Origin of the sequence: Rahnella sp. EDr1-12, from assembly GCF_049206505.1 — a bacterium.
Taxonomy (GTDB): domain Bacteria; phylum Pseudomonadota; class Gammaproteobacteria; order Enterobacterales; family Enterobacteriaceae; genus Rahnella; species Rahnella rivi.
In genome coordinates, this window is sequence record NZ_JBLZNY010000001.1 from 1,911,542 (window position 1) to 1,924,415 (window position 12,874).

The following is a 12,874-nucleotide window of genomic DNA, read 5'->3' on the forward strand; positions in this document are numbered from 1 at the left end:
TCGAACTCATCTACGGATATAAAGCCAAGATATGAAGCAAGGTTTGCAACTCAGATTCAGCCAACAACTGGCAATGACTCCTCAATTACAGCAGGCAATCCGCCTGTTGCAATTGTCCACGCTTGAGCTCCAACAGGAGATCCAACTCGCGCTGGAGAGCAACCCTCTGCTGGAACAAACCGATCTTCACGATGAGATCGATGCGGTCGAAACCGCTGACAGTGAAGGTCTGGATACCCGCGAGGCTCTCGAGCAAAAAGACATGCCCGAAGAGTTACCGCTGGATGCGACCTGGGATGAAATTTACACCGCCGGAACACCGTCCGGTACCGGTAACGATTACAGCGACGACGAGCTGCCCGTTTATCAGGGTGAAACCACCCAGACGCTTCAGGATTACCTGATGTGGCAGGTCGAACTGACGCCGTTTTCCGACACCGATGCGGCTATCGCGACCTCGATTGTCGACGCGGTGGATGACACCGGATATCTGACGATTTCTCTCGACGATATTCTCGAAAGTATCGGCGATGACGACGTCACGATGGACGAAGTGGAAGCCGTGCTCAAACGCGTTCAGCGTTTTGATCCCGTGGGTGTCGCCGCACGCGACCTGCGCGACTGTCTGCTGATTCAGCTTTCCCAGTACGTCCCGGAAACGCCTTTCATTACAGAAGCCAGGCTTATCATCAGCGAACATCTGGATTTGCTGGCGAACCATGATTTCCGCGCACTTATGCGATCAACCCGTCTAAAAGAAGATACACTGAAAGGAGCGATGCTCCTGATCCAGTCTCTTGATCCGCGACCGGGCCAGTCGATCAACACCGGCGAATCCGAATACGTCATCCCGGATGTGCTGGTACGCAAAGTGTCCGGTGTCTGGACTGTCGAACTGAACTCAGACAGCATTCCGCGACTGAAAATCAACCAGCATTATGCTGCGATGGGCAATTCGACCCGCAGCGACAGCGACGGGCAATTTATCCGCAGCAATCTGCAGGAAGCCAAGTGGTTGATCAAAAGTCTGGAGAGCCGCAACGACACACTGCTGAAAGTCACGCGCTGCATCGTTGAGCAGCAGCAGGCGTTCTTTGAGATGGGTGATGAATACATGAAACCGATGGTGCTGGCCGATATCGCCAGCGCCGTGGAAATGCACGAATCGACGATTTCACGCGTTACAACGCAGAAATTCCTGCACAGCCCGCGTGGCATTTTCGAACTGAAGTATTTCTTCTCCAGCCACGTCAGTACTGACAGCGGCGGCGAGGCATCGTCCACCGCGATCCGGGCGCTGGTGAAGAAATTAATTGCAGCGGAGAATCCTGTAAAACCGCTGAGTGACAGTAAGTTAGCTACCCTGCTTTCCAATCAGGGAATTATGGTGGCGCGCCGTACCGTCGCAAAATACCGAGAGTCTTTGTCCATCCCGCCCTCAAACCAGCGTAAACAGTTAGTTTGACCTCAACAGAGAAGGAAGACATTATGCAGCTCAACATTACCGGACATCACATTGAGATCACCGATCCCCTGAGAGAATTCATCACGATGAAACTGGCGAAGCTCGAACAGTATTTCGACAGGATAAATCAGGTGTATGTGGTGTTAAGCGTTGAAAAAGTGCAGAAAATCGCGGAAGCGACGCTGCATGTGAACGGAGGCGAGTTGCATGCCACCTCGGAGCATCAGGATATGTACGCAGCGATTGACGGCCTGGTTGATAAACTGGCGCGCCAGCTGAACAAACATAAAGACAAACTGAAACAGCACTGACATTCATGTAGCCAACCCTGTGCTACACACCTTCGGGCATCGGCTTGTGACCTTCGGGGAACGAGCCGATATAGCTTTAAGGGTGAATCAGTGCAAAAGTGAAGATGACATGATCAACGATACTGCAATGCAATTAACGTCGGTGCTGAATGCCGAATGCACCAAAAGCGGCGTTCATTGCGCCAGCAAAAAACGCGCGCTGGAAATCATCAGCGAACTGGCTGCCAAACAATTGAATTTGTCGCCACAAGTGATTTTCGACGCCATTTTGACCCGTGAGCGTATGGGCAGCACCGGGATCGGTGCCGGGATCGCCATCCCGCACGGCAAGCTGGAAGAAGACACATTACGCGCCGTCGGCGTGTTTATTCAGCTCGATCAACCGATCGCGTTTGACGCTATCGACAATCAGCCGGTGGATCTCCTTTTTGCCTTGCTGGTTCCGGCAGATCAATGTAAAACCCACTTACACACCTTGTCTTTAGTGGCCAAAAAATTGGCTGATAAAACAGTGTGTCGCCGTCTGCGCGGAGCGCAAAGCGACGAAGAACTGTTCCAGATAATGACAGAAAACGAATAAATTGATGATTCCCGGCAACGCGCCGGGAAAGTGAATTCTGAACACTGAATGCCAGGGGAGTGACACCATGGTGCTGATGATTGTCAGCGGCCGTTCCGGTTCCGGGAAGTCGGTTGCCCTAAGGGCATTAGAAGACATGGGATTTTACTGTGTGGACAATCTGCCGGTGGTTTTACTGCCGCAGCTCGCCCAGACACTTGTCGAACGCAATACGTCTGCCGCCGTCAGCATTGACGTGCGCAACATGCCAGAAACACCGGAAGTGTATGAGCATGCGATGTCACAACTGCCTGAGAGTTTTTCGCCGCAGTTGCTGTTTCTCGACGCAGACCGCAATACCCTGATCCGTCGTTACAGCGATACCCGTCGTCTGCACCCGCTTTCCAGCAAAAACCTGTCCCTTGAAAGTGCCATCGATGAAGAAGCCGATCTGCTCGAGCCATTGCGCTCCGCCGCCGATCTGATCATCGACACCTCAGAAATGTCGGTTCATGAACTGGCAGAAATGCTGCGTACCCGTCTTTTGGGCAAACGTGAGCGTGAACTCACGATGGTCTTTGAATCCTTTGGCTTCAAACACGGCCTGCCGATTGATGCCGATTACGTGTTTGACGTGCGTTTCCTGCCAAACCCGCACTGGGATCCGAAACTGCGTCCGATGACCGGCCTTGATAAACCGGTGGCGGCGTTCCTCGATCGTCACACCGAAGTGCACAACTTTATCTACCAGACCCGCAGCTACCTCGAACAATGGCTGCCGATGCTGGAAACCAACAACCGCAGCTATCTGACCGTCGCCATTGGTTGTACCGGGGGTAAACACCGTTCGGTGTATATCGCAGAACAACTGGCCGACTATTTCCGTTCCCGCGGGAAGAATGTGCAATCCCGCCATCGCACGCTGGAAAAACGCAAATCATGACGGTGAAACAAACGGTAGAAATCAAAAACCGGTTAGGCATGCACGCCCGTCCGGCCATGAAGTTGTTTGAACTGGTGCAGAGTTTTGAATCGGAAGTGATGCTGCGCAATGGCACAGGCATAGAAGCAGAAGCCAGCAGCGTGATAGCACTACTGATGCTCGATTCCCCGAAAGGTCAGCAGATCGAAATCGAAGCCACCGGCCCCGATGAAGAGCAGGCGCTGACGGCTGTTGTTAATCTGATCAATTCAGGATTTGACGAAGACTAAGACTCCTCACTCTTAGTCATAGTCATAGTCATAGTCATAGTCATAGTCATTGGCGTTGCAGCAAGGCAGCCAGCGAGAGAGCCCCGATGAGCTGACATCAGTCAGTGATTCGGGTGAACGAACGCCGATGCGGCGTCAGGGACGCAGGCTAAATGCGGGAAAGGCAATCTATTGCAATAGCCTTGAAGCTTTCAAAATTCTCACTGCTCAGTAAACGGCTCATCGAACGCTCCCGCACAAACGTTACGAACAAATCGTAAATCGCCATCGCTTCTTCGTAATCGGCCTTGCTGATGGCCAGCAGGAAAATTACGTGCGCCGTCTCCCCTTCTCCCCAGGCAATGCCCTGCGGCGAGAGCAGCGTAATCACCACTGTTTTCTTCGCCAGCAGCCCCAGCGAGTGCGGCAGCGCAATGCCCTCGCCCAGCATGGTCGAAACGATTTCCTCACGCTCCACCACCGACGGATAAAATGCCTGATCGACATATCCCTCGGCCTCCAGCTGCGAACACACATGGCGGAATAATTCCGCCTGAGTCATCGGCTCGTTGACGATCATGAAGTGTTTTTCGTCGAAGAATTTTTCCAGCATATAAGGCCGTGTGCGATCGACCAGCACCAGCTTGCCGAGCTGTTCCATCTGGTATTCGGTCGGGAACGGCGACAGCACCACCACCGGCTTATTCTTCTCGCTGATACGGGCGTTGGAGATAATAAAATCTTCGTCGATGTGTTCCAGTTTCTCGTAATCACGCAGCGTCACAATCTGTTTCATCACCAGCTGCGGATACTTACGGCTGATCTGCGCCTGGATCATGCGGATGGTCGAATTGCCGGTGTCGCACACCAGCATCACCTGCGGATGGCGCTGATAACCGATATTGTAATGCCGCTCCAGCCCGACGCCGATGTGCAGCACCAGAAAACCGATCTCGTTTTCGCTGAGGGTATACGGCGTGTATTTCCCCCAGCTGGACACCGCCGCCAGCGTGACGTCATAGGCCATCGGATAATGCTGTTTGATGTTGTTCAGCAGCGGATTGGGGATATTAATCTGGTATTTCACCCGCGTAATCATGGTCTTGATGTGCGTCAGCAGGTCGGCGCGCAGCTGCTTATCACCCTGCAGATCATAGTTATAGTGCGAGTTGATATACGAAAGAATGTAATCGACCAGCGATTCGTCATCGTCGGCATTAATGTCGGTCGGCAGAATTTGCTGCACGCGACGGGCGGCGATATTCACCCGCAGATAGGCTTCTTCAGAAGCCGGGATCTCCTTGCCGACGAGATTTTTCAGCTCGGCTGCCAGCCGGACAGAAACCTGTTTCACCGCCGGGTCGCCGTCTTCGGCATCAAAATCCGTCAGCGGATAGCCGCCGGTAATGCGCTTGATGGCGACCGCGCAATAGAGGATCAGATACTGCTCGCCTTCATCGGTCAGCTGAATGGAGGACTGCGTCAGCAGCTGATGCATAAAACGCGTCAGCGGCACCAGCGCTTCCGGTTCCAGACTTTCCGCTTTCAGCAGCGGATTCGCCTGTTCTTCAGCATCCAGCTGGAACAACAGATCGGTCAGACAGGCGCGGATCGCCAGCTCTGCACCAAACAGCTTCATGCCATAACGCGGCTTGGTTTCAATATTCAGGTGGTAGCGCGCCAGATGCTCCCTCACCTCAGCCATATCATTTTGCAGGGTTCCCCGGCTGACAAACCATTCATCGGCCAGATCTTCCAGCTTGAGTGAAAAAGCTGAGGTCAAAAAGCGGATCAGCAACGTTTTCACCCGTTCGGCGGCGGTGCGCGGCGTCGGGTTCGGTTTACGTTGTGTCGTGTGCTGTAACGACGAGAACAGCGCCTGATCGTCGATTTTCAGCTGATACCCGCTGCCACGGCTGTGAACAAAGCTTGCACCGTAGTCGGCGATGATTTCGTTGAGCGAGGTGATGTCGGCACGCACGGTACGCGTTGACACCGCCAGACGCTTCGCCAGCTCGTCCTGAGGCAGGGTTTCGGTCTGTAACGCGTCGAACAATTGCGCCAGCCGTTGATTGGGAAATCTCACCATGGTTTTTCCAGTTCGTTTCAGCGAGGCCCCGTCCACGGCAATGACTGGCCGTGGACAGGGTTTGTTTCTGCTGCGCCGGTTAAGGCGCAATCACCATTTGCGAAGGACTGCCGACCGCCACGTAGCTGTCGACAAACGTCAGTTTGCCGCTGTCCGGCGATACCTTGAATGTAGTGATGTTATCGCTTCGTTGATTCATTGCGTAAATATATTTGCCATCCGGCGACAGGGTCAGCGTTCTCGGGTAATCGCCCCGCGTCCAGGTTTCCCCGCTCCAGGTCATCGCGCCTTCGCCAGTCACGGCGATCTGCGCAATGCTGTTGTGCAGGCGGTTGGCCACGTACAGATGTTTGCCGTCTTTGCTCAGCACGATGCCAGCCGCAAAGTTGGTGCCTTTGAAACCGGCGGGCAGCGAGGACAGGCTGTGCAATTCCGTCAGCGTGCCTTTGCTTGCATCAAAGCGATAACTGGTCAGCGTCGAGGCTTCTTCGTTGATCAGGAAAACCACGTGGCCGTTGGGATGGAAAACAAAATGACGCGGCCCGGCGCCTTCCGAAGAGGCTTTGATGAACGGCGGATCGTTAGCTTCCAGCGCGCCGCTCTCGCCGTTGAGTTTCCACTGATAAATCCGATCCAGCCCAAGATCCGTGGAGAAGGCGAACTTACCGGAAGGATCGGTGGCGATCATATGCGCGTGCGGCCCGTTGTGGTCGCTGATGGCAAAACTGCCTTCCGCGGCGGCAGCTGGTTTGCCCGCGCCCGCCGGGCCGGCATCCTGCTGGCTGTTACTGGCTTCGCTCAGTTTTCCGCTGGCATCCACCGGGAACACCGCGACCACGCCGCTGATGTAGTTCGCCACCAGCAGATGTTCGCCTTTAGGCGTCAGTGACAAGTACACCGGCCCCGCGCCCTGTGAATCCACCTGATTAATCAGCGTCAGGCTGCCGTCTTCGGGCGAAATACGGTAAGCCGCCACGGATCCGTGTTTACCGCCGTTGTAATTGTCAGTTTCACTGCCGATAAACAGCGTTTTGCCGTCGTGGCTGAGTACCATCTGCGCCTGATTGGGCAACTGGCTGGCGAGGGTTTTATCACTCAGCGCACCGGTTTTCGGATCGAATGTAAAGCGGTAGACACCTTCCCCGTTCGGGTTGTAGGTGCCGACGTAAGCAAAATGCGAAGTCGTCGAAGTCATTGTTTTTTCTGCTGCATAGAGCGGCATGGCAGACACTGCCAGCATCGCGGAGGTTAAACCTGAAATCAGAAACCAGTTTCTCATACATTTCCTCAGAATTTGGGACTGTCAGACAAGAGAACCCTGCACCCGCGCAGTGAACGGGGGATGCAGGGTGTTTAACCGCGCAGACGGCTTACCGCGCAGGAAAGGTCAGAACCTTCAGCCCAGCAGTTTTTTGACGCTGGCCAGCAGGGTTTTCACATCCTCAGGGCGGGTATTACCCGACGCGCTGTCGATGATGGAACTGTAGATATGCGGGATGATTCTGGTCACGCCCGCCGCCAGCGCGATCTCCATAATCGGCTCGAAGTTTTCTAAATCGATGCCGCCGGTCGGCTCCAGCCAGAAATCCTGTTCCGCACAGGCACGGGCCACCGCCGCGAACTCATCACGGGTTTTCAGGCCGCCCATCGGGAAATATTTCACCGAGCTGCCGCCCATGTCTTTGAGCAGCGCAATGGCGGTTTCCACCGGCACGATGGCGTCAGCAGAGGCTGAACTCAGCGGCCCGGTATTGATTTTCACGAAGCCGACTTTCCCGGTCGGTGAAATCAGACCGTTGACCACGCTGTCGTTTTGCCCGAGCATTCCGCGGCTGGTCCCGACGCCAGTGAAAACCTGATTCACATGCTGCGGCTGAACCTGCGCAGAAATCTGGCTGACCATCAGCGACTGACGCGGATCGCCCGCGCCCAAGCCAACGGACAAGGCGTTTTCAATCAGTGCGGCGTACTCTTTCATGTCCGCCACCGCGCTCGCGACGTCCGCATAATTTTTGGACAGCACGCCGACCAGCACATGACCTTCTGCCGCTTCATAAATCTCGCGGGCATTGTCTTTTGAACCGGCAAGCACGTTCAGACATACGCGGTCACGGTAGAAATTCGGGGTCAGTTTCATGCTTTTTCTCCGCTGAAAAGTTGTTTGAAACGCTCTGCGACGATGGCGAGCTGCGGCGGCGTCACGCTGCGCACATCGACTTCGATCTTGCCTTCGTTGGCGCGATAGCCACGGAAATAAACGGCGATATCGCCGTTCTTCATGGCCTCCACAATGGCTTTGGTTTTCCAGCCGAGCACCGCTTCATCAAAGGTGATTTCCGTACGGGCGATATCACGCCCGGCGCTGTCCCAGACCACACGCCCCGAGACGCCGTTGATGTCATTCAGGCTGGCGATAAATGGCGTCATTTTGTCGACCATTTCCTGCCCGGTGGTTTTCGGCAGCGTGATATAGCTTTCAATCGCCTGCGTCAGGCCGAGAATGCCCTCTTTGCCGACTTTCATCGCACGGCCAATGCCGCCCGATTGCAGTTTTACCCATTCGACATACTGTTTTTTGCCGAGCACCAGACCGCTGGTCGGCCCTTCGATGGCTTTTGCGCCGCTGTAGATCACCAGATCCGCGCCCATCTCGTAATAGCAGGTCAGATCTTCTTCTGCGGCAGCATCGACGATCAGCGGCACATTATGCGCACGCGCCACTTCGGCGGCTTCCGCAACCGACAGAATGCTTTTCTGCACCGAGTGGTGCGATTTGATGTACATGATGGCCGCCGTGCGCGGCGTGATGCAGGCAGCAAGCTGCGCGGCGGAACATTCGTTGGCATAACCGGCTTCAACAATTTTACCGCCGCCCAGGGTGATCATCGTGCCCACCGGCGCGCCGAAATTCACGTTATGGCCCTTTGGCAGCACGATGTCGTGCGGGATTTCCAGCGGCGCGGCGTGCAGGTTTTCCAGCAGCCAGGCGTTATCTTTGACGATCACCGCCGCCACCGACTGCGCGATCCCGGCAGAAGCACAGGAAACCACCACGGCGTTTTCGACGTTCAGCAGTTTCGCGATGTATGCGCCGGTTTTGTTCACCAGATCTTTCATCTCAAAATAATGATTCAGACCGGTATTCACGACCGCGGCGACTTCCTCGCGCGGCGTGGAAACTCCCAGCGCCGTCATGCGGCCTGAGGCGTTAATGACTTGTTTTAACTGATACTTTTCATACAGCGATTGTTCAGAAGACATGAGCAGATTTCCCTTCTTCGGTTAACAGGGTGACGCCCGCGACCACAGCGGCCAGAGGCACCAGCAAACTTTCGCCCTTCACGGACTGTCCTTCGGAATCGACAAACACCTGCGGCGCAAAACGCTGCTCGAACAGGGTCAGGTCGGCGTCAGCACCGATTTCCAGACGGCCTTTGGCCGGCAGGCGCAGCGCGTCAGCGGCGTGAGAGGTCACGCAATCAATCACCTGCGGCAACGTCATGCCGACGCTAAAGAATTTCGACATCACCGTCGCCAGGCTATGCACCGGCCCGTTCATACGGTTACGGCAATAAATATCGGAGCTGATGGTGTGCGGCAAAATGCCCTGCTTAATCGCCAGCTCCGCCACCTCAAAACTGAAACTCGCGGTGCCGTGACCGACATCCAGCAGCACGCCGCGGCTCAGCGCACGTTTAATCGAATCGCGCAGCACGCCTTCCGGCGAGAGAATGCGGTTCGGCTTGCCGTTATAGCAGTGGGTGATGATGTCGCCGGACGTCAGTAAATCCGCGATTTCATCGAGGTTCGGCGGGTTATTACCGATATGCACCATCAGCGGCAGGTCATCGTTTTCCTGCTGAATTTCTTTGGCGCGCACCAGCGGTTTGATGCCGTTCTGGCCGACCACGCTGCTGCTCATACGCGCTTTGATCCCGATGATAAAACCGGGATTTCGCGCGATGGCGTCACGCACGCCGACTTTGTCGATCTGCGTCATATCCGCCAGCTCGTTCTGCGTCACGATGCCGGTGCGGGCGATATTCAGAAACGCGTAGACGTTGGTTTTCGCCGCACGGGTAATCTGATAAAAATCGTCGACATCATTGGCGCCGGTGCTGCCGGCATCTGCAACGGTGGTGACACCACAGGCCACACCAATCAGGTCGGCGTCGTCATGATAAATCGGCGATTTTGGGTAACAGTGAACGTGGGAATCGATCCAGCCAGCGCTGGCGTAAATCTTGCCCTGAAGATCGAGCGTCTGGCGGGCGGTGGCATCGGCTGCCAGCGTGCCAATGGCGGCGAATTTGCCGTCCTGAATTGCAATATCTGTCAGGCTGCCGTCTGCGCGTAATGCCTGGCGGATGATTAAGTCATACATACGACGTTCTCCATAATGCCGGGCGTCAGGAGTGTTCCCGACGCCCGCTTTACTGCTGATTTGCTTCTATGCTGCCGTTCTTACAATGAAACCGGGAAGATTGCGCCCAGGATCATGGCACCGAGGATCGCGCCACCGGTGATTGGCTTCTGCCACAGATAGAAACCCAGTGCGCCGAGCAATGATCCCAGACCGATAGGAATCGATGCCGCCATGGCTGACAGGATAATCAACGGCCCGAGGAAGCGGCCGGAAGCATTACCCGCGCCCATCATCACGTCAGCGCCGTAGGTCGAATTGCTCTGATTGATGGTGAATTTACGCGCCAGAATGATGATGTAACCGACGGCTAAACCGAGGATCAGACCGGTCACCAGCGAAGCCGCGAAGTTCGCCACCGGGAAGATAAACCCGGCACCCAGCAGCATCGCCGGGACGCCCAGGCCGATACCGGTCTGGATAGCGCCGCCGATATCAAGAATACCGACCAGTGACCCTTCGATGATGCGGGCAAACAGGAAGCTGGCACCGAAGGCCGCCACTGCGCCGTACACGCCGGTGTCCATGCCGGAACGCAACATCGATACAAATGCCACTTCGTTAAACGCGCCGATGCCGTACAGGTAATACATGTGTGTCCCGGCGAAAACGCCTGAAGACAGCAGTCCGACAAAAATCGGGAACGACCACTCGGCGTACCAGAAACCACGTTTGGCTTGTTCTTCCATTGTCATGCTCCCTTACTTACCGCTGAGTGAGTTGTGAATGCCGTTCAGCCATGTCGGGACGTCCAGCATGAATGACTGCAACAGTTTGACGTCGAAACCACGGAAGAAACCGCTGAGGACGAACAACGCGATAATCGCCGCCATCATCACTTTGGTGACGTGGTTCCAGCCGCTTTCTTCAACGCCTTTACCGATGAGGATACCCAGCACCAGCCCCGGTACGGCGTTACCCATGATCATCTGCGCCAGACCGCCAAAAATGGTGGCCCAGAAACCGGAACGACGCCCTGCATCAATCGCCGCCAGCCAGAAAATCACCGGCATGACAGTGTTCACCAGCAGGTTTGCCGCAGGCACCAGCACTTTAATTGCCGTGACCTGCAACGCCGGAGGAACGGCGGACGCGGTGGTGTTGAGGAAGGCCACCACAATCATGCCGATGATGCCGCCGGCAATCGCCATCTTGCGTGGGTCATGCATGGTTTCAGCGACATTGCGGTTTTTGAACATCAGCGCCGCGGTCGCCCAGTGAGGAATGATGCGGTGGTCAACGTCCTGTGTGAAAGAACCTGCCGCAACGGAAGATGCCCAGGCGTTAAAGAAGAAGCCCAGACCAAATGAGAAATGCGAAGCCGGATCGCCTTCGCAGGAGTTTAATTCCCCAAGCGTACGAAAAGCCCCCATCCCTTGCACGGTAGGCGCATGGAACATACGTGCGGCACCCGCACCTACGCCCACGCCAACCAGTCCGCCGATAATAAGCGACTTAAATAAAATAATTAAAAACATCAGTATATCCTTGTCATTTATAGCTAACGTTTTTATTTCGTGACAAAAACTACCTGTTCCGTATTAATAACAGTCAGGTTGACGGTAATGTCTAACGCCACGTAATAACTCTTTCTTTCCCTGGCCAGAAAAAAGAACAGAAACTTTTCTCTTTTAACGGACTCTTCTGCTTTTATTACCTTGACGTCCTGCGGTTCAATGCGCAGCAAGACATTATTCGCCGAAGATTTGAGAACCGTTCTCTGCACCTGACTCAGCGCGGAAGAAAAGGCGGCAGCCTTATTTTCGCCCTTTCCTTCAACCCGAACTGTCGTGGTTAATTGTTGCTTCATTACGCCTGACCATACTTCTTGTTATAAGCTTCAACCAGACGCTGACCCAGCTCTTCCTTATCCATAAATCCGAACCCTAATACTAAACAGCCTTCGTTAATTGCCGTGACGCCTTCATCCACTGAGCGCATCCCGTATTTGGCTTTATATCCGTATTTGTTTTGTGCGGTAATCGCACCTGCGCCGCCACTGCCACAGAAAGAAATACCTAAGCTGGCCCCTTCTGCTTTCATCACGTCGCCGAGTTTCATATCTGCTGCCATGCCTGGGACAACAATGGCTCTTCCGCCAGCCGCTTCCACGCCTGCCGCCACTTTCTGGCCTTTACCTAAACGGTCGCCGATCACAACTAATACTTGTCCCATAATTCACTTCTCCGGATTAATTAATTCGCTTAACGTTCAGTAAAAATATTATTTCGGCTCATTGTCTCTTGCGACTTCAAAATGCACCGAGAGCAGATAGGCTTCCTCAATCGGTAAATTTCCGAACTCGCTGACGACCTCTTCTGCCATTTGCATGGACTCGGCAGAGATTTCATCAAATAACTCTTTTTCAACGTCAGGTAACGGTTCGCCGGTAATTGAGCGTAATACCATGGCTTTCACGTGTGACGTTAACATCTGCAACTGAACATCTGTGGTGTAGATATTCTTCGCACTTTGCATCCTCTGAATATCTTTTAAAACTTGCTCTGTTTTCGCCGCAGCATCTTTCAATTCAATCCGCCCGGTTCCCTTCACAGATGCGCTTGCGTTATTCACTCGCGTTTACCTCTCTCCTTGCCTGACTCACTATTTCAGCCGTTTATTTCTTCTGTCTTTACCCTAACCCCGCACAGATTTCCTGTGTAGAGGGTCTTTTTCCAGTTCGAAGTGGAAATACGATGCCCTGAGCGGATCCAATTCGCAAAACGAAAAGTTAAGTCGTCATATCACTGAATATTGCAGGGTGTAGCAGCGTATTTCACTGGTAATCGGAATTTTCGCAATGCGGATTAATTCCCTCACAGCGCTTTCATTTCTG

General features: G+C 54.3%; 15 protein-coding genes. 5 read left to right on the forward strand and 10 right to left on the reverse strand.

The genetic code is table 11. The annotated features are described in order from the left end of the window. Window positions 1-31: 31 nt before the first annotated feature. From rpoN to npr, 5 genes are all read left to right on the forward strand, one after another. Complete coding sequence (gene rpoN / locus ACO0U8_RS08785) at window positions 32-1,465, forward strand: RNA polymerase factor sigma-54 (protein WP_056776252.1); 1,434 nt, start codon at window positions 32-34, stop codon at window positions 1,463-1,465. Window positions 1,466-1,488: 23 nt separating this feature from the next. Beyond that, window positions 1,489-1,776 carry a ribosome hibernation promoting factor gene (gene hpf / locus ACO0U8_RS08790; protein ID WP_056776250.1) on the forward strand — a complete coding sequence of 96 codons (288 nt, stop codon included), beginning with the start codon at window positions 1,489-1,491 and terminating at the stop codon, window positions 1,774-1,776. Window positions 1,777-1,885: 109 nt separating this feature from the next. Then, entirely contained in the window at window positions 1,886-2,356 is a 471-nt protein-coding gene (ptsN, locus tag ACO0U8_RS08795) for a PTS IIA-like nitrogen regulatory protein PtsN (RefSeq protein ID WP_056776248.1), read from the forward strand. A gap of 67 nt (window positions 2,357-2,423) precedes the next feature. Beyond that, complete coding sequence (gene rapZ / locus ACO0U8_RS08800; protein WP_056776246.1) at window positions 2,424-3,278, forward strand: RNase adapter RapZ; 855 nt, start codon at window positions 2,424-2,426, stop codon at window positions 3,276-3,278. Next, window positions 3,275-3,547 carry a PTS phosphocarrier protein NPr gene (npr, locus tag ACO0U8_RS08805; protein WP_056776243.1) on the forward strand — a complete coding sequence of 91 codons (273 nt, stop codon included), beginning with the start codon at window positions 3,275-3,277 and terminating at the stop codon, window positions 3,545-3,547. The genes rapZ and npr overlap by 4 nt, the downstream gene beginning before the upstream one ends. 148 nt (window positions 3,548-3,695) lie before the next feature. Here the strand turns inward: npr and ACO0U8_RS08810 are convergent, their stop codons facing one another. From ACO0U8_RS08810 to ACO0U8_RS08855, 10 genes are all read right to left on the reverse strand, one after another. Further along, window positions 3,696-5,615 carry a BglG family transcription antiterminator gene (locus ACO0U8_RS08810; protein ID WP_056776240.1) on the reverse strand — a complete coding sequence of 640 codons (1,920 nt, stop codon included), beginning with the start codon at window positions 5,613-5,615 and terminating at the stop codon, window positions 3,696-3,698. A gap of 79 nt (window positions 5,616-5,694) precedes the next feature. Beyond that, complete coding sequence (locus ACO0U8_RS08815; protein WP_421670623.1) at window positions 5,695-6,894, reverse strand: lactonase family protein; 1,200 nt, start codon at window positions 6,892-6,894, stop codon at window positions 5,695-5,697. Between the two features lie 117 nt (window positions 6,895-7,011). After that, a complete protein-coding gene (gene dagF / locus ACO0U8_RS08820) occupies window positions 7,012-7,752 on the reverse strand; it encodes a 2-dehydro-3-deoxy-phosphogluconate aldolase (RefSeq protein ID WP_056776236.1) in 741 nt (246 codons plus the stop codon). Continuing rightward, window positions 7,749-8,876, reverse strand: coding sequence for a DgaE family pyridoxal phosphate-dependent ammonia lyase (locus ACO0U8_RS08825; protein ID WP_421670624.1), 1,128 nt, complete (start codon window positions 8,874-8,876; stop codon window positions 7,749-7,751). Before ACO0U8_RS08825 ends, dagF begins: the two co-directional genes overlap by 4 nt. Further along, the gene (locus ACO0U8_RS08830; protein WP_056776230.1) at window positions 8,866-9,999 is read right to left on the reverse strand and encodes an amidohydrolase/deacetylase family metallohydrolase; all 1,134 of its coding nucleotides are present in this window, start codon (window positions 9,997-9,999) and stop codon (window positions 8,866-8,868) included. The genes ACO0U8_RS08825 and ACO0U8_RS08830 overlap by 11 nt, the downstream gene beginning before the upstream one ends. Before the next feature lie 80 nt (window positions 10,000-10,079). Next, window positions 10,080-10,727, reverse strand: a complete 648-nt coding sequence (locus tag ACO0U8_RS08835) for a DUF4310 family protein (protein ID WP_112288360.1) — start codon at window positions 10,725-10,727, stop codon at window positions 10,080-10,082. Between the two features lie 12 nt (window positions 10,728-10,739). Next, window positions 10,740-11,516 carry a DUF4311 domain-containing protein gene (locus tag ACO0U8_RS08840; protein ID WP_056776226.1) on the reverse strand — a complete coding sequence of 259 codons (777 nt, stop codon included), beginning with the start codon at window positions 11,514-11,516 and terminating at the stop codon, window positions 10,740-10,742. Between the two features lie 32 nt (window positions 11,517-11,548). After that, window positions 11,549-11,848, reverse strand: coding sequence for a DUF4312 family protein (locus ACO0U8_RS08845; RefSeq protein ID WP_047605601.1), 300 nt, complete (start codon window positions 11,846-11,848; stop codon window positions 11,549-11,551). Continuing rightward, window positions 11,848-12,213 (reverse strand): SFCGS family glycine-rich protein, encoded by a 366-nt coding sequence (locus ACO0U8_RS08850; protein WP_136377019.1) that lies wholly within the window; start codon window positions 12,211-12,213, stop codon window positions 11,848-11,850. The genes ACO0U8_RS08845 and ACO0U8_RS08850 overlap by 1 nt, the downstream gene beginning before the upstream one ends. A gap of 48 nt (window positions 12,214-12,261) precedes the next feature. After that, the gene (locus tag ACO0U8_RS08855) at window positions 12,262-12,612 is read right to left on the reverse strand and encodes a PRD domain-containing protein (RefSeq protein ID WP_122094466.1); all 351 of its coding nucleotides are present in this window, start codon (window positions 12,610-12,612) and stop codon (window positions 12,262-12,264) included. Between the last annotated feature and the right edge of the window lie 262 nt (window positions 12,613-12,874).

What these genes read in the sequence shown, in the direction of transcription:
- rpoN (WP_056776252.1), top strand. Translation starts at nt 32, where the DNA reads ATGAAGCAAGGTTTGCAACTCAGATTCAGCCAACAACTGGCAATGACT.
- hpf (WP_056776250.1), top strand. Translation starts at nt 1,489, where the DNA reads ATGCAGCTCAACATTACCGGACATCACATTGAGATCACCGATCCCCTG.
- ptsN (WP_056776248.1), top strand. Translation starts at nt 1,886, where the DNA reads ATGATCAACGATACTGCAATGCAATTAACGTCGGTGCTGAATGCCGAA.
- rapZ (WP_056776246.1), top strand. Translation starts at nt 2,424, where the DNA reads ATGGTGCTGATGATTGTCAGCGGCCGTTCCGGTTCCGGGAAGTCGGTT.
- npr (WP_056776243.1), top strand. Translation starts at nt 3,275, where the DNA reads ATGACGGTGAAACAAACGGTAGAAATCAAAAACCGGTTAGGCATGCAC.
- ACO0U8_RS08810 (WP_056776240.1), bottom strand. Translation starts at nt 5,615, where the DNA reads ATGGTGAGATTTCCCAATCAACGGCTGGCGCAATTGTTCGACGCGTTA.
- ACO0U8_RS08815 (WP_421670623.1), bottom strand. Translation starts at nt 6,894, where the DNA reads ATGAGAAACTGGTTTCTGATTTCAGGTTTAACCTCCGCGATGCTGGCA.
- dagF (WP_056776236.1), bottom strand. Translation starts at nt 7,752, where the DNA reads ATGAAACTGACCCCGAATTTCTACCGTGACCGCGTATGTCTGAACGTG.
- ACO0U8_RS08825 (WP_421670624.1), bottom strand. Translation starts at nt 8,876, where the DNA reads ATGTCTTCTGAACAATCGCTGTATGAAAAGTATCAGTTAAAACAAGTC.
- ACO0U8_RS08830 (WP_056776230.1), bottom strand. Translation starts at nt 9,999, where the DNA reads ATGTATGACTTAATCATCCGCCAGGCATTACGCGCAGACGGCAGCCTG.
- ACO0U8_RS08835 (WP_112288360.1), bottom strand. Translation starts at nt 10,727, where the DNA reads ATGGAAGAACAAGCCAAACGTGGTTTCTGGTACGCCGAGTGGTCGTTC.
- ACO0U8_RS08840 (WP_056776226.1), bottom strand. Translation starts at nt 11,516, where the DNA reads ATGTTTTTAATTATTTTATTTAAGTCGCTTATTATCGGCGGACTGGTT.
- ACO0U8_RS08845 (WP_047605601.1), bottom strand. Translation starts at nt 11,848, where the DNA reads ATGAAGCAACAATTAACCACGACAGTTCGGGTTGAAGGAAAGGGCGAA.
- ACO0U8_RS08850 (WP_136377019.1), bottom strand. Translation starts at nt 12,213, where the DNA reads ATGGGACAAGTATTAGTTGTGATCGGCGACCGTTTAGGTAAAGGCCAG.